We start from the raw sequence: 25,881 nt of genomic DNA on the forward strand, positions 1-25,881 counted from the left end.
CATGTGCACTCATGAGGACGTGCCGCGCCTGTGATTAGTCTTGCGGAAGAGCTATGGCCTCGGTGTGATTCGGGGCGTACACGACGCAAGTTGTGACTGACATGGCCCGGGGCTCATGGTATTGCGGCGTGCCGGTGGGCATTATCGCTCAGATGTGTGCCGATTGCGGTGCATGATGGAGCGAAACGCCCGGTTGGAGGGTCTGGCACACCGCGGTTCCCGCTTGCTGTGCGACACCGGCGCCGCACAGCACGTCGGCCCGCACGGCTGGCCTGTCGGGTAGCGGTGTATCTGCCCGTGGTGCGACCGGCCAGTCGCGTGGCGACGCGATAGCAGCGAAGATCGGCTTCTGCGCCACCTATCCGGCCGCTGTGTGATTGGAGTGTCGCAGCGATCCCCGAATACGAGCATCAATCTCCCGTAGTCATGCGGTACCTTGTTGTTGTGCGATTGCTGTGGCACACAGTGAAGAGATTGCGCTGTACCTGTGGCGACCTTGCCTGATATCTGCCTGCTGTGCGACCCGGATATCGCATGGCGTGAGGGTGTCTTCGCGCCCCAGCGTCAGGAGAGCCCTATCTGCATGCTGTGTGATTCATATGTCGCACGGTGGTCGGATTCTCCTATTATCAGTGTCGGGCAGACGCCATCCCCATGCCGTGCGATTGGCGTGTCACATCGCATGGAGAATAATCCAGACCGCTGAGGCCTTTCGCACAATTCCGTCGCCGTGTGACCGACCCAGTCGCATGGCGACGCGATAGCAGGGGAGAACGACCTTGAACCTGCGATACCGTGCCGCTATGTGATTGCGCAGTCGCACCGCGGCTGGGATAGGCTAAGCAATCCATTGCAGCCGGGGCGAATCATGCTGTTGTGTGATTGAGCAGTCGCATCACATCGCGGAAAGCGACAGGAGCCTGCCATCGCAAGCGACGCCGCTGTCGAAGCATCGCGCGAAGCTGGAAGCGCCATGAAACACAACACAAACAGCATCACGCCATCCACGAACGAATGGCGCAACGTCATCCCCGCGCTCACCCCATGGGGCAAAAACCGCGTCAAACCGGACGAAACCATCAAACACGCACTGATCATGCCGGGCATCGGCTATACCGTCGATCGTCCGCTCCTGTACTGGGCGTCACAAGCGCTCGCCGCCGAGGGCTGGTACGTCGACCGTCTGGCGCTCACCCTGACCGAAGACGTTGAATTTCCCGAAATGATTGCCTGCATGGAGCGGGTCATCGACGTGTGGAAGGCGAAATCGATCGCCCGTGCGCACACCGCCGCGCAGCTTCTGCCTGATGATGCCCGCAACAGCAATGCCAAGGCACAGGATATCGCTGACAATTCCGCTGCTCTCAATGATTCTGGCGATTTGGCCGATTCTGACGGTCCAGCCGACAATCCCGCCGATGGTTCCGCCGTCCGCGCGGAATCCACCCCGAAGCTGCTGGTGGTCACGAAATCCCTGTCCACGCTATCCTTCCCCCACGCGGCGAGGGAAGGCTTGCATGTCGCGCTGCTGACCCCGGTGCTTAACCCGCCGCCCTTCGACGTGCACAAGTCGGTGATCCCAGCCCCGCTGCCGGGTGCGCAACGCGCGCCGAAACCGCTGATTTGCGCGGGTACGGCGGACCCGTATTTCGACGGGTCCAAGGCGCATCTGCTCACCGAACGGGTATGCACGTACCAGGATGCCAACCACTCCATCGAGGTTCCCGGCGATTGGGCGCGTTCCATCGACTATCTCAAAGACGTCACCGGGCGTATCGTCGAATATTCGCGCACAATCTGATGACGGCAACCATGCCTGTGCCGGCGGCCGAATCCCGGTGATTGCCGGCACAAGCCCGAGGGCAACCGGTTGTCAGTGACGGTCGCTACGAACGGCTTCACTGGCATCACCGGGCATCATCGTGCAAGGGGATCGCCGCTTCGAGGCTGAAGCTTCCGTCGGCCTGATCCCAAGTCATTGAACCGCCATGATGTTCGATCAGCCGTGCGTGCCCGCGCAATCCGAGCCGTGTCCCCGATCGGGCCGCATCACCCATGGGCCCATCCATGGAACCATTCACGGAACCGTCCGCGGCAGCCTCAACAGCACTCTCAACAGCAGCCCCGTAGCAGTCTCCGAAGAGCCGTCCGAAGAGCGGCCCGTAGGCGCGCCCTGCACAGTCGTAACCGTTGCAAGGCCGGATTCCGAGACATCCGCATCTTGCGCACCGGCCGCGGATGCTACCGTATCGCACAAGGCGATGGTCATATCGTCGCCCCGGCATCCTTGCTGGCTATCTCGCACGCGGCTGTGAACGCTCACAGGAAACAGTGAGTGAAATCGGCGATATCGTCCAACAATTCCACTATCCTTGACAGTGTCATCACAACCTGAGCAAAAGGAGTAGTTGTGGCAGCAATTGAAAGCGTATACGCGCGCGAAATCCTTGATTCCCGTGGCAACCCGACCGTCGAGGTCTATCTCGAGACCGAAGACGGCGCACAGGGCCGCGGCCTGGTTCCGTCCGGCGCCTCCACCGGTGCCGCAGAGGCTTGGGAGCGTCGCGATGGCGACAAGTCCCGGTATCAGGGCAAGGGCGTGCTCAACGCCGTCAAGGCCGTGAACGAAGTCATCGCTCCGAAGGTCATCGGCATGGATGCCGCCGATCAGCGTGCTCTCGACGACACGATGATCGAGCTCGACGGCACCCCGAACAAGGGCAAGCTCGGCGCCAACGCCATCCTCGGCGTGTCCCTCGCCGCGCTGTATGCCTCCGCCGAGTCCGCGGACCTGCCGCTGTACCGCTACATCGGCGGCACCAACGGCCACATCCTGCCGGTCCCGAACATGAACATCATGAACGGCGGCGCTCACGCAGACTTCGCCACCGATATCCAGGAGTACATGATCTCCCCGTACGGCTTCGACACCTACCATGAGGCCCTGCGCGCCGGTGTCGAGGTGTACCACACCCTGAAGAACGAGCTGAAGAAGGACGGCCTGTCCACCGGTCTCGGCGACGAGGGCGGCTTCGCTCCGAAGATGAAGTCGAACCGCGATTCGCTCGACTACATCATGAAGGCCATCCAGGACGCCGGCTATGAGCCTGGCAAGCAGATCGGCATCTGTCTCGACGTGGCTTCCTCCGAGTTCTACGGCAAGGGCGAGGAAGGCAAGTATCACTTCGAAGGCGGCGAGCGTGACGCCGAGTACATGCTTGACTTCTACGAGCAGCTGATCAACGATTACCCGATCGTCTCCATCGAGGATCCGTTCCAGGAAGAAGGCTGGGACGACTGGGCGGCCATCACCAAGCGTCTGGGCGATCGCCTCCAGTTCGTCGGCGACGACCTGCTCGTGACCAACCCGGCTCGCCTGCAGAAGGCCATCGACATGGGCGCGGCGAACTCCCTGCTCGTCAAGCTCAACCAGATCGGTTCCGTCACCGAGACCCTCGACGCCATCGAGCTGGCCACCGCGAACGGCTACACCTCCATGGTGTCCCACCGCTCCGGTGAGACCTCCGACACCACCATCGCCGATCTCGCGGTCGCCAAGAACACCCGCCAGATCAAGACCGGTGCCCCGGCCCGTGGCGAGCGTATCGCCAAGTACAACCGCCTGCTGGAGATCGAGGACGAGCTTGGTTCCGAAGCCCAGTACGCCGGCTACAGCGCCTTCAAGGCCTGCAAGAAGTACATCGCCAAGTGAGCCTAGCCTCACCGGCAGTGTGCTGACGGCATGTCTGTAGACGTGCCGCGCATTACTCGATACCCGCCGTGTTCGCAAGTCGAATGCGGCGGGTATTTTCGTCAATATGACAACCAGCTCGCGAAAACCGACGCGTCAGCGTACGCAACAGCCGAACAAGAAGCATATGAACAGCGGACCGGTTTCGTTCTTCCTGGCGGTCATCATCGTGATCATTGGCCTGATGCAGCTGGTATCCACATTCCATGATTACGCGGTGAACCTGTCCGAACTCAACGCGCTGAAGAAACAGGAGGCCTCACTCGAAGCGCAGAAGCAGGATCTTGAAAACGACATCGCCCGTTGGGATGACAAGGCGTATGTCACCGCGCAGGCGCGTGAGCGTCTCGGCTTCGTGTTTCCCGGTGAGGTCTCGGTTCATGTCGAGCATCCCGAGGCGGTGACCGGGTCAACCGGCACGAAGAGCGGCGACAGTGCGGCTACCTCGGACGAGCGGACATCATTGCCGTGGTATAAGGAACTCGCGTACGCGTTCGAACAGGCGGATACGTCAGGCAAGTCCGCTTCGGGCTCATCCTCGACTGGAGAGACTTCCGATTCCGGCTCGTCGCCATCCGCTGGTACGTCCAACTCGCCATCGCCTTCCGCATCATCATCGGCGCAGTGAGGCGGCCATCCCGTGAACCCAGACACCAAGCAAGTGAATCAAGACGGCACCAACAGGAGGAACACCATGCCGATGACACCGGCGACAGCAACCCCCACCCAGCGACAGCTCGAGCAGGAAGCCCGTACGCTGCTTGATCGCCTGATGGCACAGCCGCCGACAGCCAGGGACATCGCGACCGTCAACCTGCAGCTCGGCCGATTCCCGCGTGGCATGGTCGCGGTCGGCGCCCGTTGCGTATGCGGCCGGCCATTGGCGGTACTGACCCGGCCGTTGCTGCCGGGTGGCATCCCGTTCCCGACGACCTGCTACCTGACCAGCCCTGAAGCGGTCAAGGCGGTATCCCATGTCGAGGCAACGGGCGTGATGAAGCAACTCAACGAACAGCTGGGTGAAGATGCGGAGCTGTCCCAAGCCTATGGCATAGCGCACCTGCGGTATCTCGCTTTCCGGCATGAGCTCGCCGAGCGGCTCGGGGACAGCGAGGAGCATGTCGCGGGCATCAGCGCCGGAGGTATGCCAACGCGCGTCAAATGCCTCCACGCCCTGCTCGCGCAGACACTGGTCATGGGTCGTGGCGCCAACCCGATCGGCGATATGACCCTTGAACGTATCCGCGACGAATTCAGCCCCGAGGTCTGCCGTTGTACTACGGTCGTAGATGACGGGCAGATCGCGCAATTGTCGCAGGAACGATAGTCACAGGCGCGCGAACGATCCATCATCGCATTCGATGGCAACAGATGGCCGGCACACAAGGACACACAGGGACACATAGGGAAAGGAAGCATATGGCACAGCTTGCATCGCAACAGCAAGGCGGTACGGGGAAGTCGGTGACGGTCGCCGGCATTGATTGCGGGACGAATTCCATCCGTCTGAAGATCTCACGCGTCGACGCCAACGGGTATGAGGATATCGTCCCGCGCGTCCTGCGGGTCGTCCGGCTTGGCCAGGACGTGGACAAGACCCACCGTTTCGCCGATGAGGCGCTGGAACGCGCGTACGCGGCGGCGCACGAATTCGCGCAGATCCTCGCGGAGCATCCGGTCGACGGGCTTCGCTTCGTCGCCACATCCGCGACCCGCGACGCCGAGAACCGTGCGGCATTCGAAGACGAGATCCAGCGCATCCTCGGTGTACGGCCGGAAGTCATTCCCGGCACCGAAGAAGCGGCGCTGAGCTTCCTGGGCGCAACCAGTGTCGTACCGCGCGGTGAGCTTGAACCGCCGTATCTCGTGGTCGACTTGGGCGGAGGGTCCACCGAGCTCGTACTCGGCGGCGGAGACGAACAGACCGAAACCAGCGTGAAGGCGGCATTCTCGATGAATATCGGCTCGGTGCGCATGACCGAACGCCATCTGCACACCGACCCGCCGACCCAGCAGGAGATCGACGAGGCGATCGCCGACATCGACGAGCATATCGACGAAGCCTTCCGCACGGTTCCCGCGGGCAAGACCCGCACCATCATCGGCGTGTCGGGCACGGTGACCACGATGACCGCGCTCGCCATCGGCCTGAAGGAATACGATCATTCCGCAGTAGACGGCCGGCGCCTGTCGCTCGAGGACGCGTACGCGGTCGATGACCGGTTCCTGCGCATGACACGCGAGGAACGGCGCGCCTATAAGACCATCCACCCGGGCAGGATCGATGTGGTCGGCGGCGGCGCGCTGGTGTGGAGCCGTGTGCTCGCCCGTGTCTCGCAAGCGGCGCAGGAAGATCACGGCACGGCGATTGACTCGTTCGTCGCCAGCGAACACGGTCTGCTCGACGGCATCGTGCTGGATTACGGCCGGCGGCTGCTCGCTACACGCTGAGCGCCACGTCCTGCGAGCCGCAAGTCGCGTGTCGTATGTCGTGATGCGTGTATCGGCGCCGCGCTGTCAGCCCGCATGCTAGCATGGAACAGTTGCCCCCTTGGCGGAATTGGTAGACGCAGTGGACTTAAAATCCATCGCCTTTGGCTTGCGGGTTCGATTCCCGCAGGGGGCACGGTACAGCGGAACCCGTCGGCGACGGCGGGTTCCGTTTGCGCTATCTGCTGTGCCGTGCGGGGATATATGCACTCGGCAACACGTGCGGCGACGCAAAACAAGCTGCCATGCCATCATCCTGTCACACGACGAACAGATACGTCCTGTCTGCGGCTTTTCTCGCGGGATATCCTGCCGGCGTGTGGCAGTGGTGTCGCACGCGATGATAGATTACCGTTCATAGGGTAATATCAGCACGGCTACCGGCGTCTTGTGCGACACGATAGTCGCACGGAGGAGCACATATGACCGAGCATTATCTGTCAGTTACTGAAGTGGCGCAGCTGTTCGGTATCAGTTCGGCGGCAGTGAGTGCATATCGTCTGCCGGAGCCTGATGCCATGATCGGCAGAACGCGAGGCTGGAGGCGCGAGACCATCGAAACATGGAACGCCGCCCGGCCTGGCAGGGGTGTCGGAGGAGGACGGCCGCGCTCGAGGGGTTGAAACCGCCGCAAACAGGAAGACAAGCCGATATTGTCAAGCAAAGACAAGTACCATCAATCGCAATAGAGCGAGACGAAGCAACATCAAACCATGCCGAGCTCGCTCAGAACAGATCAGATACACGCAAAGGAACATCATGGTCAAACAGACGAACAGTCCCGCTCGCGACGGCAGCCGTCACGTACCAGTCATCTTCGCGCAGGCGGTGATTGTCGCGCTGGTGCTGTGTCTGGGCGAGATCCTGTGCTCGCCGCTGTATGTCGGCATGTCCTTCCATACGCTGGCGCTGGTGCCGTGGTCCGCGGTCGCCGGGCTGCTTTCGGTCGTGTTCGCCTATACGGTCGGATTCGCGGCGTTGTGGGCGGCCGGCAAGGTCTCGAAGAAGGTGCCACGGGCGTGGCGGCCCGTCATCGCCGCCCTGTTCGGTCTGGTGCTGTTCGGTATATGGGGGTATTTCGTATTCGCCGCGGTGCTGAATTCGGTCATCGTGCCGCTCGGCCATGCGGCGTTAGGCGGTGCGCAACTGGGCTCGATCGCCTTCAATTGCGCGGCTGTCGGCCTGGCCTCATTCTTCTGCGCATCCGCTTTCGGCGAACGCCTCGCAGCGTTGCGCACCTGGGTGTGGGGCCTGTTCGCTTGCACCCTGCTGTTCGCCGCGTTCGGCGTGTTTTTCGCCGTACACATGGCAGCGCTACTCTATTGAGTTGTGCCGAGGAAATAGCCAAGTCGCCTGCCTGGGCTGCGTATTCGGGTTGGCAGGCGGCCGGCATACCGGCCGATGACATGACTTGCCGGCGTGCGGCGCGGAGGAACATCGATTGGATTGTCCTGCGCTGCGATATTGAAAACGGAGGTGACCATGGTGTTCAGCGTGCTTGACATGTTCACCATCGGTGTAGGCCCCAGCTCATCCCATACGGTCGGTCCCATGAAGGCGTCGTGCAGGTTTGCCAGTTCGCTGCGCGGCTCGGGGATCCTGCATCAGGTCGCGCGTGTGAAGACCATCCTGTACGGCTCGCTGTCACTGACCGGTCTCGGCCACGGCACCGACCGTGCGGTGATCGCCGGTCTGGAAGGCAATATGCCGGATTCGGTCGATACCGTGTACCTACGGCACAATCGCGAGGAATGCACCAGGTCACGGTACTTGGTATTGCCCGGTGCCAAGCGAATCGCCTTCGACCCGGACAGGGATATCGTCCTCGAGAAATGGCAACGCCTCGCCGCGCATCCCAACGGCATGCGTTTCCAGGCCTTCGACGCCGAGGGCAACCTGCTCGACGAGCAGGTATGGTATTCGATCGGCGGCGGGTTCATTGTCCGGGGAAACCCGGAAGACATGCTTATCGGCATCCATGACCGCCCGCCCGCCGGCACGGTGTTCGCCGACAGTGGCGAGGAACAGGCCACCAGGTTTGCCGACAACGCCCCGTACCATTTCGACACCTGCGAGGAGCTGGTGACCCTGTGTCAGCGCGAGCATAAACGGATTTCCGACATCATCTGGGCGAACGAGACAGCCATACGCCCGGCCAGTGACGTGCGCGCCAGGCTGCTTGCCGTCTGGGAGGTGATGGGCCAGTGCGTGCAGGCGGGGTGTAGCAGTGACGAGCCGGTTCTGCCTGGCAGCCTTGACGTGCCACGACGCGCCGCCGGTATGTATCGTCTGCTCATGTCGACCGGGGATGTGCTGCGCCGCAGCCATCACCGCATCGACGTCGTCCTGGAATCCTCGGATGCAGCCTGGGTGAATCTGTTCGCGCTCGCCGTCAGCGAGGAGAACGCGGGCGGCGGCAGGGTCGTCACCGCGCCGACCAACGGATCGGCCGGCATCATTCCCGCAGTGCTGGAATACTACTGGCATTTCGTCGATGGCGCCGACGAGGACGGCGTAGTCCGGTTCCTGCTCACCGCCGGGGCGATCGGCTACCTGTTCAAGCGCAACGCGTCGATTTCGGGCGCCGAGGTCGGCTGCCAGGGGGAGATCGGCTCGGCCTGCTCGATGGCGGCGGCCGGATTGTGCGAGGTGATCGGCGGAACCATCCAACAGGTCGAGAACGCCGCGGAAATCGGGATCGAACACAATCTTGGCCTCACCTGCGACCCCGTCGGCGGCTTGGTGCAGATTCCCTGCATCGAGCGCAACGCCGTGGCGGCGAACACCGCGATCAACGCCGTGCGTATCGCGATGCTCGGCAACGGCTCGCATATCGTCACGCTGGACCAGGCGATCCGCACCATGAAACAGACCGGCGAGGACATGATGTCCAAATACAAGGAGACTGCCGAGGGCGGGCTCGCGGTGAATGTCGTGGAATGCTGATCCGGCGAACCGCGCGAACGCGACCCAGCCCTGCGAAGCGTCGCAAAGCGTGCTAATCTAAGTGACATTGTGCCGATGATCCTGTTGTGTATGGGGTCCGAGCGGAGGGCACAGTCGAGGCATCAAGGAGGCAAGCATGGTCAGCAATATGCCCGAGGTCAACGCTGAGTTCGGCGTCACGCCGGCGATCGCTTTTCCGACGGATAAGCCGCCGGTGGGGCTCAAGTCGATCGAGATCGTGGAAGGTGACGGCCCGATGGTCCGCCGTGGCGACACGGTGACGGTCAATTACCATGGCGTTGTCTGGGGCAAGGATACGCCGTTCGATTCCAGCTTCGAACGCCACCAGCCGGCAAGCTTCGGTATCGGTGTGGGCCAGGTGATTCGTGGATGGGATATGACGGTTCCCGGCCATAATGTCGGTTCCCGTCTCGTGGTGTCGATCCCGCCGTCCTACGGCTATGGTGCCCAGGGCGTCCCGCAGGCGGGCATCGGGGGAGACGATACCCTCGTGTTCGTCATCGACATCATCTCGACGCGCTGACGCGCATCCGTCCGGGCGCCGGTGATCGCCGGCGCTTTTTCGTGTAATGGCACATTCGCGCGGGTGTCGTCGCGTGTGCCGGTCATCAAGGTCAGGAGGAACAATGGCCGAGGAAGAAAAGACGATCCTGCTTACGCAGGAAGCATACGACAAGATGAAGCAGGAGCTCGAGTATCGCGAGGGCCAGTATCGCGATGAGATCACCGAGCGTATCGCAGCGGCGCGCGCCGAGGGCGACCTGTCGGAGAACGGCGGCTATCAGGCGGCCCGCGAGGAGCAGGGCAAGAACGAGGGCCGTATCAACGAGCTGACCGTCAAACTGCGCAACGCGAAGATCCTTCAGGCCCCGAAGGCCGGGACGGTCGGTAACGGTTCGGTGGTGACGCTTGAACTGGCCGGCAAGGAGATGACGTACGTGCTTGGTTCGCGCGATATCGCCGTCGCGACCGATTATGACGTCATCAGCCCGGAATCGCCGATTGGTGCGGCCATTATGGGCGCCAAGGCCGGTGACACGGTGACGTATGCGACGCCGACCGGCCGCCGGATCTCCGTGACCATCAAGGATGCCGAGCCGCTCAAGGCATAAGGCCCGGGTGTCGTCCGGAGGATACGCTTGTGGCCCGGTGCGCTGATGCGTACCGGGCCACAAGCGTACTGGAGGGCCGTATCCCCGGATTCGTCCGGGAATGCGGCCGCCGTCTGCTAGCGCAGGTTGCAGATCACCATGTAGATCGCCACCATGTGGCAGGCGTATCCGGCGATGGTGCCGAGATGGAAGATCTCGTGGAACCCGAAGACCTTGGGCCATGGGTCGGGTCTGCGCAGGGCGTACACGATGGCGCCCAGAATGTAGCACAGGCCGCCTGAGGCTATGAGCACCACGACAGCGGGCCCGGCTGCCGGGGAGACCCAGAACAGTCCCATGTAGGCGACTCCGGAGACGCCGAAGATGATGTAGACGAGCACGTACAGCCAGCGTGGCGCGTTGATCCAGATGACGTGGATGATCATGACGACCGCCGTGCACACCCACATGCTCACGATGATGATGTCGCGCATGCGCGGCTGCAATGCAAAGGAGACCGGTGTATAGGTGCCGGCGATGAGTAGGAAGATGTTGACGTGGTCGATGCGCCTGAGCACGTTGGTCACTGCGGGTGACCAGTCGCCCAGGTGATAGACCGCGGAGTTCGTGAACAGCACGAGCGAGCAGGTCATGAACACGGCGCACGCCCATTTCAGGCCTGTGCCGTGTGCCAGGCAGATCAGGACGATGCCGGCGGCCAAAGACAGCGGGGCGGCGATGGCGTGCAGCCAGCCGCGCATGAGCGGTTTGGGGCGCCCATGGACATCCAGACGGACCTTCTTCTTGATTTGCGGGACGGTGATGCCTTCGATCTTCGCCGCTTTCGCTTCGGCCTTGGCGATGACCCGTTCCGCTTTGGCGTCAGCCTTGCCGCGGATGCTGTCCGCTTTCGCATGGGCGTGCGTCCGGATGGCTTTCGCTTTGGCCTGCCTGGCGCGGTAATCGGCTTCGGCGACTGTGTCGCGCCGTTCGCGCCGCCGGGTCTCGATGGCGGCTTCTTCTTGCTTGTCCATGACCTCACATCCTTAAGGTTACGCTGACGTAACCTACGTTATCGTAAGTATCGGATTTGTCAACTTGCCGCACCGGATTCGCCTGCGATGCGTATCATGGACACTATGGCAGAATTCACGCAGATCCTTGCTCAGCGAACGGACTTCGACGATAGCGACCGCGAATGGCTTCATCAGCTTGTCACCGATTGGCAGGTCGTCGCGGACCTCAGTTTCGCGGACCTCCTTCTTATCTTGCAAATGCCGAATGGCAAATTCATCGTCGCCGACCAGTGCCGCCCTTCCACGGTGATGACATTGCGCAGCGAGGACGTCGTCGGCAAGGAGGTCGACGAGGAGCTGTCCGGGGAGCTTAGTGCGGCGATGCGTTCGACCTCGATCTTCCGTTCCACGGTGATGCGCAGCATCGGCAAGTCGACGGTGTGCAACGTGTACGCGCCGGTCAGGCACAACGGCAAGACGCTCGGTCTCGTCGTGCGCGAAACCAATATGGCCACGCGGGAATCCAACGGGCGATATGAGTCGGAAAGCATCAATGCCGGCAAGCAGCTGTATGAGATGATTCCGCGCGGCCAGTTCCCCTATCATGACCCGGTGATGAACCAGCGTCACAACGCGCGCGTGGCCGACGGGTTCATCATCCTCACGGTCGACGGCATCGTACGCTATGCCGCACCGAATGCGGTGAGCTGCTTCCGCAGGCTCGGCTCGCTGTCCACCATGCAGGGACAATACCTGAGCGAGGTCGGCACACAACTGCTGCACACCAATGACACGTTCCCCGAGAGCCTGCCGCTCGTGCTCAGTGGCAAGGCCGCCGCGGATTCCGAGCTCGAGGCGAACCGCTCTGCCGTCTCGATGCGTTCGATGCCGTTGTATGACGCCAACGGCCGTGTCGGCGCCATCATCCTGTGCCGTGACGTGACCGAGCTGCGCCGCCGTGACGTCGAATTGCAGACCAAGGACGCCACCATCTCCGAAATCCATCACCGGGTCAAGAACAATCTCCAGGCGATTTCCGCGCTGCTCAGGTTGCAGGCGCGCAAGACGAAGTCGGAGGAGGTGAAGAAGGAGCTCGCCGAGGCGCAACGCCGCGTGCAGACCATCGCCATGGTGCATGAGGGGCTGAGCCAGACCGCCGACGAGGTCGTCGACTTCGACAAGGTCATTCCAAAGCTGCTGAGGATGAGTGTGGACCTGGCCACGATGAGCGACCAGCATATCGATATCGCGTTCGACGGGTCGTTCGGGCTGATGCCGGCGCAGGACGCCACGCCGTTGTCCTTGGTGTTGACCGAATTGGTGACCAATGCGATCGAGCATGGCTTCGAACACAAGGACTCCGGCCATATCCTCATCCGGGTGCATCGTGACGGCACACATCTCGATGTCGCTGTCGAAGATGACGGTTCCGGTCTCGAAGCCGAGGAGGAGCACGGTATGGCGAAGTCCTCCGGTTCCGGGCTCGGCACGCAGATCATCAATACCTTTGTCACCAACGATTTCGCCGGCAGCGTCCATTGGGAACCGCGTGAGGGAGGCGGTACCAGGGTCGAGGTGAGCATCAACCTGCGTGCCGCGCAGGCCGAGTAACCCGGCACGGAAAACACCGGAGCCGGCCACACATGGGTATGGCCGGCTCCGGAAAACTGGATGTCGTGACTGGAACTCAGATCTGCATCTGCATGTTCTGCGAACGACGCGCACGCATCGCCCGGCGTTTCAGCGCCCGGCGCTCGTCTTCACTCAGACCTCCCCAAACACCGTAATCCTGGTTGGTGTCAAGCGCGCATTTGAGGCACGCATCGATAACCTTGCAGGTACGGCAGACGGCTTTCGCCTCTTCGATCTGTTGGTAGGCCGCGCCCGTATTGCCAACAGGGAAGAACAGCTCCGGGTCCTTGTCGCGGCATGCGGCCTTTGCCCGCCAGTCATAAGCACTGCTCATTGCTTGTCGCCTTCCTTCGTGCCAAATGAAAACCAGTACCAGATAATCACGAAACCGAAGACTTTTCAAGAGGTTCAGCCCAGAGAATTGTCATCATTCTGTGGATATTGGTATCGCAAACACTGTACTATCCCCGCCTTCGCGCCGTCAAGCACCACGCATCTTCCACAAGTGGCGTAATCATCGCGTTCGAACTTGGACAGGACAGCCGGTGGGATACCGAGCATCATGTCATGCGCACGGTCGCCCGTCGGGAAAATCACCCTGGTCGCGGCATCCTGGATGCCGATATGGCGTGTCGTTCCCGCGACGATGGCGACAACGGTGCTGTCGTCGCGCATCGCGGCGCGCAGCCTGACAGCGGTGGGGTCGCCGTTCAACGGGTCGAGTAGGTCGTCCGCGTCGTCCGCCACCCACAACTGCCTTTCCCCTCGGAGGTTTTCCCCTGCCAGGGGGAGCGGCGGCGGCCCGTGCCTCGGGCCGTCGCACAGATCGACGACACGCATGCCCCTGCCGCGTGCCTGCCTGGCCAGCAGGCTGAGCAGGGTGCTTCTTCCTCCTCCCGAGCGTCCGATGATGGCGATATTGCCGTGATGCAATCGCAGGCCCGCGGCATGCCATGCCGTTCCATCGTCCTCGATACCGATGGGAATGACCGGGGCACCGCTGTCGTCTGCCGCTGCACCAGCCGCCAGCGGCGTGGGGATGGCGTCGACCGTCCTGGGCAGGGGAGGGAAGAACAGCGCGGCGGGCCGTGTGCCGCTGAAAAAGCGACAGGCCAATGTGATATGCCGGGTCAGCCGCCGGATATCGCCGACTTCCGAGCATCGCAACGGTTGCAGGGATTCTCCGTCATAACAGTACGCCGCGCCCGGGCAGCGGGGACTGATCGCCTGTGCGGCACCGGAGCCGAGCATCTCGCTGGATTGCATGACGTCGTTGACCCTCAGACACACGTGCAGGCTGATATTCGCCTTCATCTCGGCGCTGACCTGCCCAAGCGGGTTCTGCGTACATGCGATCAGATGCATACCCAGGGATCTGCCGAGCGACGTGACGCGGGTGACACGGTCGAGATAATCGGGCAGCATCGCACGGACCGCATGGAACTCGTCGGCTACGATGACCAGTCGAGGTGGGGGAGCGTCAAGATCATCCAGCGATGCACAGCCCGCCTGGGCGACGAGCTGTTCACGCCGGCGCAGTTCGCGCTCCAGGGCAAGCAGCGCGCGCGTGGCATGCGCCAGATCAAGGTCGCATACATTGCCCACGCAATGCGGCAATGTGGCAAGATGGCGGAAGGTGGCACCGCCTTTGAAATCCAGGAACACGAAGTTCAGCCTCGACGGGGGATTGGCCGATGCAAGCGCAAGACACCAGGCCTGCAACAGGACCGACTTGCCTGAGCCTGTGGTGCCGGCCACGAGCGCGTGCGGCCCCTGCCTGCCGATGTCGAGCAGTATGGCCCCGCCGCCATCGCCGTATCCGACCGGCACTGCCAGGCGGGGGCCGGCGAGCCAGCCCCGCACGAATGATTGCCACGATAGCTGTCCGCTGTCTGTCGTCAGCAAGGCCTCAAGCGTCGGCGGCTGAGGCAGATCGCCTGGTTGCGGTGCCGGGCGAGGGCATGGCGATGCCTGTCCGGATGCCACTTGAGCGGCGATATGCTCCCGCTCTTTTTCGTTACGCATGCCGTCGATGAGCAAGGCTGCAGAGGCAAGACAGCCGAACAATCCTGGAATGAACATCATGACCAGCGGCCAGCGTCCCTCGATGCCCATGATGATCGCCATCGCGCATTGTGAGGCGGCCGGGGCCAACGCGCTGGAAACCAGCAGGATGCGGCGCCTCCTGTCCCTGACGGCCTGCCGTCCGGCACCTGGTGCCTTCCTCCTGCGGCGGCGCTTACTGCCACCGGTGGATTGATCCGTACAATCGTCGTAAATATGCATACCCCTCAGCATGAGGGGAGGACGCCCCGGAAAGCAACCGGTGACGTGAATGTGGACGGAAGTGCGTATATGGGCGGCACCGCCGCAGAGCGCCGCTGACTATGCGCCGGTGTCAGCTGGACGAGGATTCCGCCAGTGTGCCGACATTGCCGGGCGCGTGCGTGCCGGCGGCAAGTTCACTGAACAGGGCGGTGTTCTTATCGTCATCGAGCAGAACACACGAACCGACCCCGGAAACATAATACCCTGGATTGGTCCAGTACAGGCTTCCGGTGATCCCCTTGGAGCTTGACGCGTTCCTGAACGCGATGACCATCGACAGCAGGGTGGCGGGCGAGGTGTCATTATCTACGCTGACGGATTGCAACGCGGTTTTCGCGACCTTCGTGGCGGTGGCGAAATCCGTGAGCGTCGAACGGGACGTCGCTTTTTTCATGATGGCGGCGATGACCTGGCGTTGCCGGGCGGCACGACCGAAATCGCCATCCGGATCGGAATAGCGCATACGCGAGAACGCGAGCGCTGTGCCGCCGTCCGCCGTATGGCACCCGGATTGCCATACCAGACCGGAATTCGAATCGTTGACCGTATGGTCGTAGCATAATTCGACCCCGTCAAGCGCATCCACCACCTGCTGGACGCCCCCGAACTTGACCATGGCGACGTGGTCGATTTTCTGCCCGGTGATATCTTCGACGGTGCTTACCAGCTGCTTCTTGCCATACAGCTGGTACACCGCGTTGATCTTCATCGACGTGCCGTCGATCTTCACGAGGGAATCCCTGGGAATGGAGATCAGCGAGCTGGCTCCGCTCTTCGGTTTGGTCAGGACGAGGATCGTATCTGTGCGAGTACCGGTGACATCGTATGATTCGTGGACCGAGCCGTCACGTTCATCGGACCCCAGCACCAGCCATGAGGTTGCCTGCCCACGGTCCTTGTCGCTGAGCCACGAGGACTTGTTCAGGTTGCTGTTCACCCAGCTGTATGCGAACACCGCAGCGGCGATGACCGCCACCAAGATGATGGCGATGAGCCTTCTCAGCACTTTGGCGGCGTTGATATGGCCGCGCGTCCGGGTAGGCCGGGGGCCGCTGCCCGATGGTCGGGGCGACCGGCCGGCAGCGGTATAGACGTGCTCGTCGTTGGTCGCGTTGCGTGACGAGCCGCCTGAGACCCGTGCCGGCTGGCGGCTCGCACGATCGTAGTAATCCGCCTCTGCGCCGGCCCGTGACATGGAGGAAGACGATCTCGAGCCTGACGAACGCTCAGAGGCGGGGGAGAAACTGGGGGGGACGACCTGGCCTGTAGCCGGCTGGGCCATGGTATCCGGGCGCACATGATGTTTCGGGGTCCCCGCAGGCAAGAAACTGGGCGGCTGGCTGTTGCCGGCATCCCACTGCGATGATCCTTGAGCCATATGACCTCCTGTGCGCGTACGTGCTAACTGTTACTCAGCGAGGGCTTTCCTTGCGTGATTCGGCTCATTCCTCCGCATTAACCGCACATACCGTGGCATTGAGATACCGGTCCGCGATGCCCAGATACTGGCCGGTGGTCGGGTCGGTGATCGTGCCGTTCTTCTTGTTCACGATGCCGCCCGTGTTCGGGTCGACCAGTGTGCCGTCCGCCTTGGTGATCAAGCCGGTGGTCGGGTCGACCGTCTCGCTCGGCGACGCCGAAGCGGATGCTGTGTCGTCCGAAGCGGACGGGCTGCTGCTCGGGCTGGATTCGGACGACTCGTCGGAGGAAGCGGAGGAGTCCGTCTGGGTCAGCGGCTGTTCCTTGCGCAGTTTCTCCCATACCTCGTCGGCGTTCGACGCCCACACCACCCGGTTGATGTCCTTGGACCATGAGGTCACCGGAATCGTCTGCATGTACAGGTGGGTCGGATCAAGATCCTTCATGCTCATGGCCAGGCCGACCAGGGTGGATGCACTGGCAAGCCCCGAACTGATGTTCAGTGCGCTCAGCGCGGTCTTCGCCAGCTGGTAGAGCTGCGAGCTCTGGGTGAACAGGTTCTTCGACAACGCCTCCTTGATGATCTCCTTGACCAGGTACTGCTGGCGCGTGGTGCGCATGATATCCGAGCCGTCGGTGCCGGTGCCATGGCGCATACGCGCGTATTCGGTGGCGGTGGTCCCGTCAAGATGCTGCAGGCCGGGCTGCAGGTCGATACCGGTGGTTTCGTCCTTGGTGGCGACGGGAATGCACAGGTCGACGCCGCCGAGCGCGTCGATCATATCGCGCATGCCTGCGAAATCGGCGATCACGAAGTTCTTGATATCCAGCCCGGTCAGTGAATTGACCGCCGCCATCGTGCAGCTGCCGGCGGAGGCGAGATCGCCGCCCTTGGCGTATGCCGTGGCGAAGATCGAGTTGAACATCACGTTATAGCGTGCCGGCACCGTACCCTTGGTGGTCTGGCAGCTCGGCGCGTTCACGATCGAATCGCGGGGGATGGAGACCAGATTGATATAGGAGCGGTCGGCGCTGATCTGCAGGACCATCGCCGTGTCGGACTGGTGGTTCTCCGCCTCCCCGGGGCCTCCGAGCGCCTTGTTCGCATCGCCGGAGCGGGTATCCTGCCCCAATACCAGGATGTTGATGACCTGTCCCGCGTTCGGGTCGACGACCGTGTCCTCCTTGCTTCCGGATTTCTGCGGGATGATCGAGATCTTGTTCACGTCGATGGTGTGGCTGAAGTCATACCATGTCGCCGCGGCGGCGCTGCCGGCGAACACCAGGACGGCGGCGACCGCGCCAGTCACCACGGACCGTACCTGATGGCGGGCCCGGTACCCGAGACTGTGGCGCGGCTTGGGCTGATTCCAACCGTTGAGATTGGGAAGCTTCTTGTTGCTGCGATGAGATGTCACGCGTGGACCTTCCTGTGTGCGTGTCAGCCTGAGCCGAGCGGTGGACTGTCTGGTACTTCTAACCCAAAAGATTGTAGACCGTCGCCATGATGAATCCGGGAACAGGTCTGTGGCAGGCGACGATTCTCGACGGTTTCATTACAACTCCGGTGCATTGCGGCCCTGCTGGGCGCCGGCGAAGGAGTGTCTGCCATGAGGCGCCCGGGGGTGCACGAAGGGGGCCTTGACGTGCAGGAAGCTTGAAAAACCGGGCAAAAGGCGTGTAGTGTGGGGAAACACACTGGTTGACAAATGAAGGTCAAGGAGGAGAACTATGTGGGATGCGTCCCATGTTTCCGACGGTAACGGCGCCGCGGATTCACCTACGCTACATGACGCCTGGGGGTTGTTCGGCGATGCCGATTCGTCGTCATGGCAGCATCGGGCATTGTGCTCGCAGACCGATCCGGAAGTGTTCTTCCCGGAAAAAGGCGGTTCAACGCGAGACGCCAAACGCGTGTGCGAGTTGTGCGAAGTACGCGAACAGTGCCTGGACTGGGCGATCGACCATGATGAACGATTCGGCATCTGGGGCGGCATGAGCGAACGGGAACGTCGCCAGTACAAGAAGGGGCGGCGCTGCGCCTGAGGCTTACGCACCCTTGCGTACACTATAGAACTATGGATTTCACAGGCAGCAGCGACATCGAACAGGTAGTGGCCGGTGTCCTGGCGTCACGCGCGTACACGCATCGCCAGGATGTCGACGACTCGGTGGCGGCGGTCATCACCGTCGAGGAAGACCGGCGATTCCTTCCGTCGACACTATCGGCGGTATGCGCACAGCGCATGTTGCCATCGGTCATCGTCATCGCCGACTGCACCGGCTCCCTGCCACAGCCGCTCCAGACATCATTCGATGTGATCCCGATGCCGTCCGGCCCCGCCACACGGTTGCCGGATACCAAACGGGTGGATGTACGCATCGTGCCGGTATCCGGCGCCAGATCGTTCTCGCAAGCGGTATCGCTCGCCACGGCATCCGCCGGGCTCGACCCCGGCGTGCGCTGCCTATGGATGCTCCATGACGATTCACGCCCCGCGGACAACCAGTGCCTGGAATCCCTGCTCGAGACCTGGCATAATGCCCCGACGGCTTCGATCCTGGGAGCCAAGCAGCTTGACTGGACGGGCGTGAACCTGCACGATGTCGGCAAATACGCAGGACATCACCGCCTGCACACCCTCGTCGTGGACGGAGAACCCGACCAAGAGCAGTACGACGGCCGCCAAGACGTCTTCGCCGTCTCGCTCGCCGGCGCCCTCGTCCCCGTTGATACCCTGCGCACCCTCAACGGCATATCCCCATGGTTCGGCACCTTCGGAGAATCCGCTGACTTCTGCCGGCGCGTATGCCTCAGCGGCGGTCGTGTCGTGGTTGTCCCACGTGCGAGAATCGCACACCGCAGGGCACGGTTCGAAGGGATCCGCACCAAAAACGGCCAGATCCTCGAAGAGGAGGATCGTCAGAACACCTCGCTGCCGCGGATGCGGGCCGAACAACGGTACGCCTATACCGATATCCGGCTGCTGTGGTGGCTGCTGTGGTGGATATGCAGCATTCCGGCGGCGATTGGCAGGGCCGTAACGAAACTCTTCGCCAAACAGCCGCGCGACGCCGTCAGCGAACTGATCATGCCATGGTCCGCCGTCCTATCCTTCCCCGGGGCGATCGCGGCACGACGCCAAGTAGCGCGACAGACCAAGGTCGCGCCGGCAAGACTGGGCGTACTCGTCGCCGACCGGCAGCAGGTCGCCCGTTGGCGGGACCGGCGCAACGCGATGGACAGCCAGCGCCGCATGATATTGCTCAGCCCCCTGGCCAAGGCGCATCTGCGCCGACGCAGGATTAGACGCTGGATAGGGGCCACAGTGATGATGATCGTGGCCGCCGCTGTCATCATCGCCACCCAATGGCAGCTCATCCGATCGCTGGCCATGGGTGGGACACTCTACTCCGACCAATGGCTACCGACGGACGCGCCATGGCGCCAACTCGTCGAATCAGCCACCACGCAGTGGGTGTTCGGCGATGGCATCGGCCGTTCGGCGCCGCCAACACCCTGGCTGCTGGTCCTCATGGTGGCCTCGATACCCACGTTCGGCCATGTATCGACAGCGCTGAGCCTGATTTACTGCCTTTCCGCACCGTTGGCGGCACTGTCGTTCTGGGCGCTCGCCGGCATTTTCACCCGCTCTGATGCCGTGCGTATCGCAGGAGGCCTGTCATGGGTCGCATTCGCCGCCGCGCTGGGGCTGTACCAGTCGGCGAACCTGGCGATGCTCACCATGATGGTGTTCTTGCCGGCAGCGTTCGCCTTCGTGTTCCGGGCGGTCGGCATGTACCGCACCGAAGACCCGATGAAGCCGAAGGCATCGGTCCAGGCGGCAGCGTGTGCGGCGCTGTGCTTCGTGGTCGTGGTGCTCTCGGAACCCCAGGCATTGCTCGCTCTGGCGGTCGCTTTCCTCGTGTTTCTCGCCATGGTGCCGGACCATCGCACGATGCTGCTGCTGATTCCCGTGCCCTCGGCGTTCGCCGTGGCCCCGACCCTGCTGAACTCGATCCACTATGGGTCGCGAGGCATGTGGCGGCAGCTGTTCGGCGATATCGCCGTTCCGATCCGCCAGGTCAACGGCGGCCCTGCCGCGTTGAGCCTCGCACAGGCCGTATTCCGTGCATTCGGTCTGGATTCGGGTGGGGCTTGGCGCGTCGATGCCCCGCAATCCATAGCTCGCGTCGGGGTCGTGCTCGCCATGCTCCTGGTCGCCGGGTTGGCGGTGATATCGCTGTTCCTGCCGTTTGCATTGCGCACGTCGAGAATGATGTGGATTGTCGCGGTATGCGGGGCGGTATTGTCCTTGGTGTCATCACGCGTGGCCGTGGCTGTTGACGCCGACGGCCAGGTCGCGGGTTCCGTGCTGCCGGGGATGGTATTGGCCATGGTCGCGTTGCTGTCCTGTGTCTGTCTGGTCGCAGGCGGCGCAGTCCAGCGATTCCGCCCCCTGCGCACGTCACTGGGCTCTGAGGAGACCGCGGCTCACGCCCAGCCCGGGCAGTCACGGCATACCACGTCTGTGGCACGTGGCGCGCGTGGACTGCTGGTTGTCGTCATGGCTGCCGTCGCCGCCGCTTGGGGGTGCTTCGCCGTGCTGGCCAGCCCTACGCAGCATGCGGGAGCCAGCACCGGAGGGCTGCCGGCGGTGGCTGTGGATTATCTGAAGAAGAACGGCGACAATCGTATTCTCGCCTTGCGGGCCCGTACCGACAGCTCCATCGAGTATGCGGTCATGCGTACCGCCAAGGGGGATCTGCTTGACGCGTCGCCTGCCAGACGGGCGCAGATCGTCTCCGGGGAATCGGACGACGCGGCGAAGACCCTGGCAAAGGCCGGTGCCGCTTTGCTGTCAGGCTCGGATGATACCGCGATCACCGCCATCGGGGAGCTCGGATTCGGCGGCATCTATGTAGTGTCCGGGACCGGCGACGCGGCGGCGAAGAACGCCACGGCGAGTTTGATCGCGAACATCACCGCATGTGATGGCGTCCAGACCGTCGTCAGCGCCGACAGCGGTACGTATTACCGGATCTCCATGAACAGCGGCGCGGATGCGACACAGCACATCGACACGGCATGGCAGCGCAGGGCGCAGGCAAGCATCTGGCGTCATGTCTGGCTATGGTGCCTTGTGATTACTATCGTGGGCTATTGCCTTGTCGCGCTCCCGCGACCTGGTTCCGGTCTGATGCGCGATGATGAGGAGGAAGCATGAGCGACACACGCGCTGATCGCCGTCGTCTGGAATCCGGACATCGACGGGCTGCAAACGTTCGCCGGATCATCGTGGTACTGGTGACCACCTTGCTGATCGTGGCATTGTCGGTGGCGCTGGTGCTGCTCAAACCGGTCGGATGGCTGGTCGACAAGCCCACGGTGACCGGGGCCTCGATGCTCCAACGGGTCAGCCAGACGGAATACGGCCTGTACTGCCCGCAGCAGATGACCCTGGCGGACGATGCGGATTTCGGCGACAGCGAATACCAGGCGACCACCGGCGATATCGCGTCCTCGGCGCTGTACGCGGCATTTGGCTCGGTGTACTCCGCCGACGTGTACGACTATCCGCTGGCGTCCGGGCAGGACGCGAGCGTGCAGCAGCTTTCCGACGGCGATGCGTTGGATTCCGCGAATATCAAGACACTCGCCGGTGACGTCTCCAAGCACGCCCAATATATCGACGCCAGGCTTCTTGAGGCGAAATCAGGCACCGGTGTTTCCGGCGCGGTCGCGACATGGGCCACTACCGGGGATATCCGGGGCGTATCCGCCGCCTCCTGTGTGACCACCGCGCTGTCGAATACGTTCCTGCTGCCGGCGACCGATACCGGCGTGACCGAACAGCTGGTCGTTGCCAACCCGTCCCAGAAGGCGACTTCCCTGGACATCACCGTATACGGCACCAAGCATGCCGGGGCGCTGTCCCTGTCCACACGAAGCACGCTGACCGTGCCCGCAGGTGGACAGTCGACGTGGGATGTCGCCGCGGCCGCCCCGGGGCAGGACGGTGTCTATGTCACGGTATCGAGCAAGGAGACGCCGGTCGCCGCCATCGTCAACGTGGTGCGCATGAACGGGCTGAAACCGCAAGGTTCGGATATCGTGACGCCGTTGGGCGAGTCTTCGGACAATCTGGCGATGCCCGGCGTGAACGGGGGCGACGATGTGACCGCCCTGGTGTATGCACACAACAGCGCGACGGTGACGCTGTCATGGGCCACCGCAGACGGGAAAGTCGAGGCGCAGACGGTTTCCGTCTCGGCACGGCGGGTTTCGGCTGTCGACTTGGGGAAGGCCCCTGACGGTACACTGGCACTCATCGCGAATGCCTCGACGCCGATCATGGTGCAGTCGACGGTGAGCCAAGGGACTTCCGGCCAAGCGGATATCGCGTGTATTCCGGGCCGTTCACTTCAGCGGCATGCCGCGTTGGCGGTTCCCACGTCGATGTCCGCCCAGCTTGACTTCGTCAATACCTCGGACTCGCAGGCAAGCGTCACCGTCCGGGGATATGACGCGAGCGGCAGGCGTGTGGGGGCGAAGCGCCTGGATATTCCTTCGACGTCGGCGGTGAGCGTCGACCCTGCCGATATCGGCGGTGCCCAACTGGTGACGTTGAGCTCGGCGGCGCCCGTGGTCTGGGGGGCACGCCTGACCAGTGGCGCGTTGTCGAAGGCGAATATCGCCCAGGCGGCCTACCTGTCCGCCTCGTCGTTGGAGCCGCAGAGCCGTGAGGTGGTGACGGTCAACGATCAGCGGATCGTCCGCTGATCAGTCAAGCCCCCACTCCGGGTCGATTTCCTCGGGCCGGCGTCCGTACAGTTCGGCAAGACGGCTGACCAGCTCGTCGCGAATGGCGAACTGCAGGTCCATGCGGGTGCGGGCATGCATCTGCATGGGCATCCGGTACAGGACGATGCGAGCCGGTGTTCCACGGCCCGCCGCGAAACATTGCGAGCACAGGTCCGGATCGGTCTGCCATGGGGCGGGGTCGGATGGCGGGACGTCTTCGACCGCGAACTGGACCGTGCGCATGAGGTCCGGCCATGCCCCGCTCAGGCGACGCAACTGGGCGGCGACCATATCGTCGAACATGCCGCTCTTGGTCCGGTATCTGGGGATGCGCACGCCGAACATCGGGGTGCGCATCCCACGGCCGTGCCTATTGCGATAAACGTGTGATTGCCATGGAGCTCGCAGCATGCCGTCCACTGTATGCCGAGGTACGGATTGCGGTAGGATGGCTCAATGCGTATGGACAAGGAGGAATCATGACGGTGACCGCAATCCGCTCGTGCAACGGGCTTGATATCGACATCGTAACGGCACGGGCGAAGGCGATCGCCTTCGATCTTGACGGTACGCTCGCCCGTTCGAAGAAGCCGATCTCGCAGGATATGGCGGATTGCCTGACCGCCCTGACGCATCGCCTGCCGTTGGCGGTGATTACCGGAGGCCAGTTTTCCTTGGTCCACAGCCAGATCCTGGATATGCTCGATGACCGGGCCTGCAAGGCGAACATGCATCTGATGCCGACCAGCGGGACCAGGTATTACCACTGGGATGGCGACACATGGGCTTGCGTGTATGAGCATAATCTCAGTGCGGCCGAACGTGACGAGGCCATCAGTTCTTTGCAACGGCATGCCAAGGAGCAGGGGATTTGGGAATCCCATGTGTGGGGTGAGCGTATCGAGGACCGTGGCAGCCAGATCACGTTCTCGGCGCTCGGGCAGTCCGCCCCGCTGGAAGCCAAGGAGGCATGGGATCCCACGAACGAGAAGAAGAACCGTCTCGCGCAGGCGGTCAGCGCCGATGTCCCGGATTTGGCAGTGCGTTCCGGCGGTTCCACCAGTGTCGACATATCCCTGCGCGGGGTGGACAAGGCGTACGCTGTCCGGCACTTCGCCGACGCCTTGGGCATCCAGGTGTCGCAGGTCGTCTATGTCGGCGACCGCATGGATCCGGACGGCAACGACTATCCGGCCGTGAAGGCGGGCACCATGGCGATCCGAGTTTCCGGCCCTGAGGAGACACTGCTCGTATGCGATGAGCTGATTCGCCGTTTGCCGGTCACGGCGTAACCCCGCGCCATCTGTCTTCCGACCACATGGCCGGTGTCGGCTCGCCGGGCCGATCCAGGGCCTGATAGGGTCGTGCCATGGATATACGCGCGCACATAGGTTCGCTGTTTCTTTCCCCGGCCGCCCTGGTGCTGTTGCCGCGCGGATGCGCCGGGTGCGGCTTGCCTGATGCCGTGCTGTGTCCCGGCTGCCGGCTGCTGTTTTGCAACCGGTTGGCCCGTCCCGTGCCAGGTGCCACGGCTGGGTCGGTTGCGTGCGCGCGCTATACGGGGGCCGCCCGGTCGGCGGTGCTCGCGTGGAAGGACCATGACGACCGGGAATGCGACATCCCGTTCACCGTATGCCTTACCCGCGTGATTCTTGAATTGGCTGACGCTGATGCTGACGCTGACGCTGACGCTGACGCGGCGGATAGCGGTATGCCCGTAGGCCTTGGTTCGGGGATACGGACCGTTGTGCGGTGCCGGGGGAGTGCCGCGTCCGCGACGCGTCCCATTATGGTGATCCCGGTTCCTTCCTCACGCGCCTCGGCCCGGGCGCGGGGCAGGCAACATGTCAAAGTATTGGCGAAACGGGTGTGCCGGGTGTTGCGCGAAGAACACGGCAGGGATGCTCGGGTTGTCGATGCTCTCGAGGCGGGTGGGCGCAAGCGGTCTGTGCAATTGTCGAATGCGCGGCAACGTGTCGACCGTGCCGATGAACGGTTCCGTCTGAAGAATCGCACCGGACGGCTCGAAGGGGGTATGGTGCTGCTGCTTGATGACATCATCACCACCGGTTCGACCATGCGCGCGTGCGTCGGGACGTTGACATCGGCGGGCATCACGGTCCATGCGGTACTTGCCCTGGCCGATACCCCGCTTCGCGGCCCCCATCCGTCCGCGGCCCATGCCGGGTCCGGCTGATGATGCGTGGGGGGGGGGGTGTCCCTATGTAATCTGTCAAGTGCGTCTGGTGCCGGGGTGTGTCGTGTCTTGTCGTGGTCTGGGGGCGTGTGCGGGGGGTGTCTCGGTTCGTGGTGGTGTCGTCGTGGTGATGTGGGTTCCGCCGGGTTGGTAGAGCGTGCCGTTGCGCAGCATGCTGTAGATGA

Annotated in this window: 22 protein-coding genes and 1 tRNA gene; 17 read left to right on the forward strand and 6 right to left on the reverse strand. The window is 62.9% G+C overall.

The features are described 5' to 3' along the window. Positions 1 to 973 precede the first annotated feature (973 nt). The 11 genes from WD012_RS08245 to WD012_RS08295 all read left to right on the forward strand — a co-directional run bounded on the left by WD012_RS08245 (position 974) and on the right by WD012_RS08295 (position 10,320). Positions 974 to 1,801 carry a hypothetical protein gene (locus WD012_RS08245; RefSeq protein WP_339563271.1) on the forward strand — a complete coding sequence of 276 codons (828 nt, stop codon included), beginning with the start codon at positions 974 to 976 and terminating at the stop codon, positions 1,799 to 1,801. Positions 1,802 to 2,410: 609 nt separating this feature from the next. After that, positions 2,411 to 3,712: a phosphopyruvate hydratase gene (gene eno / locus WD012_RS08250; RefSeq protein ID WP_033493101.1), complete on the forward strand. Its 1,302-nt coding sequence runs from the start codon at positions 2,411 to 2,413 to the stop codon at positions 3,710 to 3,712. A gap of 106 nt (positions 3,713 to 3,818) precedes the next feature. After that, positions 3,819 to 4,379, forward strand: coding sequence for an FtsB family cell division protein (locus tag WD012_RS08255; RefSeq protein ID WP_422614391.1), 561 nt, complete (start codon positions 3,819 to 3,821; stop codon positions 4,377 to 4,379). A 144-nt stretch (positions 4,380 to 4,523) separates the two neighbouring features. Then, positions 4,524 to 5,078 (forward strand): DUF501 domain-containing protein, encoded by a 555-nt coding sequence (locus WD012_RS08260; RefSeq protein ID WP_422614392.1) that lies wholly within the window; start codon positions 4,524 to 4,526, stop codon positions 5,076 to 5,078. A gap of 92 nt (positions 5,079 to 5,170) precedes the next feature. Then, on the forward strand, positions 5,171 to 6,202 hold the full coding sequence (locus WD012_RS08265; RefSeq protein ID WP_339563273.1) for a Ppx/GppA phosphatase family protein: 1,032 nt from the start codon (positions 5,171 to 5,173) through the stop codon (positions 6,200 to 6,202). Between the two features lie 94 nt (positions 6,203 to 6,296). Beyond that, positions 6,297 to 6,377, forward strand: a tRNA-Leu gene (locus tag WD012_RS08270). A gap of 286 nt (positions 6,378 to 6,663) precedes the next feature. Then, positions 6,664 to 6,864, forward strand: coding sequence for a helix-turn-helix transcriptional regulator (locus WD012_RS08275; protein ID WP_339563274.1), 201 nt, complete (start codon positions 6,664 to 6,666; stop codon positions 6,862 to 6,864). 136 nt (positions 6,865 to 7,000) lie between these two features. Beyond that, positions 7,001 to 7,567, forward strand: a complete 567-nt coding sequence (locus tag WD012_RS08280; protein ID WP_339563275.1) for a hypothetical protein — start codon at positions 7,001 to 7,003, stop codon at positions 7,565 to 7,567. Between the two features lie 159 nt (positions 7,568 to 7,726). Beyond that, the gene (locus WD012_RS08285; RefSeq protein WP_339563290.1) at positions 7,727 to 9,187 is read left to right on the forward strand and encodes an L-serine ammonia-lyase; all 1,461 of its coding nucleotides are present in this window, start codon (positions 7,727 to 7,729) and stop codon (positions 9,185 to 9,187) included. Positions 9,188 to 9,323: 136 nt separating this feature from the next. Then, the gene (locus WD012_RS08290) at positions 9,324 to 9,731 is read left to right on the forward strand and encodes an FKBP-type peptidyl-prolyl cis-trans isomerase (protein WP_339563276.1); all 408 of its coding nucleotides are present in this window, start codon (positions 9,324 to 9,326) and stop codon (positions 9,729 to 9,731) included. Positions 9,732 to 9,834: 103 nt separating this feature from the next. Beyond that, a complete protein-coding gene (locus WD012_RS08295; RefSeq protein ID WP_339563277.1) occupies positions 9,835 to 10,320 on the forward strand; it encodes a GreA/GreB family elongation factor in 486 nt (161 codons plus the stop codon). A 116-nt stretch (positions 10,321 to 10,436) separates the two neighbouring features. Here WD012_RS08295 and trhA read toward each other — a convergent pair whose 3' ends face one another. After that, entirely contained in the window at positions 10,437 to 11,333 is an 897-nt protein-coding gene (trhA, locus tag WD012_RS08300) for a PAQR family membrane homeostasis protein TrhA (protein WP_339563278.1), read from the reverse strand. 105 nt (positions 11,334 to 11,438) lie between these two features. Here trhA and WD012_RS08305 point away from each other — a divergent pair, with 105 nt between their 5' ends. After that, entirely contained in the window at positions 11,439 to 12,926 is a 1,488-nt protein-coding gene (locus tag WD012_RS08305; RefSeq protein WP_339563279.1) for a sensor histidine kinase, read from the forward strand. A 76-nt stretch (positions 12,927 to 13,002) separates the two neighbouring features. Here the strand turns inward: WD012_RS08305 and WD012_RS08310 are convergent, their stop codons facing one another. The 4 genes from WD012_RS08310 to WD012_RS08325 all read right to left on the reverse strand — a co-directional run bounded on the left by WD012_RS08310 (position 13,003) and on the right by WD012_RS08325 (position 18,112). Continuing rightward, positions 13,003 to 13,281, reverse strand: coding sequence for a WhiB family transcriptional regulator (locus tag WD012_RS08310; protein WP_015450379.1), 279 nt, complete (start codon positions 13,279 to 13,281; stop codon positions 13,003 to 13,005). A 74-nt stretch (positions 13,282 to 13,355) separates the two neighbouring features. After that, a complete protein-coding gene (locus WD012_RS08315; protein ID WP_339563280.1) occupies positions 13,356 to 15,074 on the reverse strand; it encodes an FtsK/SpoIIIE domain-containing protein in 1,719 nt (572 codons plus the stop codon). A 271-nt stretch (positions 15,075 to 15,345) separates the two neighbouring features. Continuing rightward, a complete protein-coding gene (locus WD012_RS08320) occupies positions 15,346 to 16,653 on the reverse strand; it encodes an LCP family protein (RefSeq protein WP_339563281.1) in 1,308 nt (435 codons plus the stop codon). A gap of 64 nt (positions 16,654 to 16,717) precedes the next feature. Continuing rightward, positions 16,718 to 18,112, reverse strand: coding sequence for an LCP family protein (locus tag WD012_RS08325; RefSeq protein ID WP_339563282.1), 1,395 nt, complete (start codon positions 18,110 to 18,112; stop codon positions 16,718 to 16,720). A gap of 313 nt (positions 18,113 to 18,425) precedes the next feature. Between WD012_RS08325 and WD012_RS08330 the strand changes: the two genes are divergently transcribed. The 3 genes from WD012_RS08330 to WD012_RS08340 are packed head-to-tail and all read left to right on the forward strand — an operon-like array spanning position 18,426 to position 23,478. After that, positions 18,426 to 18,740, forward strand: coding sequence for a WhiB family transcriptional regulator (locus tag WD012_RS08330; protein ID WP_339563283.1), 315 nt, complete (start codon positions 18,426 to 18,428; stop codon positions 18,738 to 18,740). Positions 18,741 to 18,772: 32 nt separating this feature from the next. Continuing rightward, positions 18,773 to 21,922 (forward strand): glycosyltransferase family 2 protein, encoded by a 3,150-nt coding sequence (locus WD012_RS08335; protein WP_339563284.1) that lies wholly within the window; start codon positions 18,773 to 18,775, stop codon positions 21,920 to 21,922. Continuing rightward, entirely contained in the window at positions 21,919 to 23,478 is a 1,560-nt protein-coding gene (locus WD012_RS08340) for a DUF5719 family protein (RefSeq protein ID WP_339563285.1), read from the forward strand. The genes WD012_RS08335 and WD012_RS08340 overlap by 4 nt, the downstream gene beginning before the upstream one ends. On the opposite strand, the gene WD012_RS08345 is transcribed toward WD012_RS08340, so the two are convergent. Continuing rightward, positions 23,479 to 23,910 carry a metallopeptidase family protein gene (locus WD012_RS08345; protein WP_339563286.1) on the reverse strand — a complete coding sequence of 144 codons (432 nt, stop codon included), beginning with the start codon at positions 23,908 to 23,910 and terminating at the stop codon, positions 23,479 to 23,481. 68 nt (positions 23,911 to 23,978) lie between these two features. Here WD012_RS08345 and WD012_RS08350 point away from each other — a divergent pair, with 68 nt between their 5' ends. After that, positions 23,979 to 24,791 (forward strand): HAD-IIB family hydrolase, encoded by an 813-nt coding sequence (locus WD012_RS08350; RefSeq protein WP_339563287.1) that lies wholly within the window; start codon positions 23,979 to 23,981, stop codon positions 24,789 to 24,791. 743 nt (positions 24,792 to 25,534) lie between these two features. Beyond that, on the forward strand, positions 25,535 to 25,696 hold the full coding sequence (locus WD012_RS08355) for a hypothetical protein (protein WP_339563288.1): 162 nt from the start codon (positions 25,535 to 25,537) through the stop codon (positions 25,694 to 25,696). Positions 25,697 to 25,881: the final 185 nt, after the last annotated feature.

Origin of the sequence: Bifidobacterium thermophilum (assembly GCF_037482445.1) — a bacterium.
GTDB lineage: Bacteria > Actinomycetota > Actinomycetes > Actinomycetales > Bifidobacteriaceae > Bifidobacterium > Bifidobacterium thermophilum_B.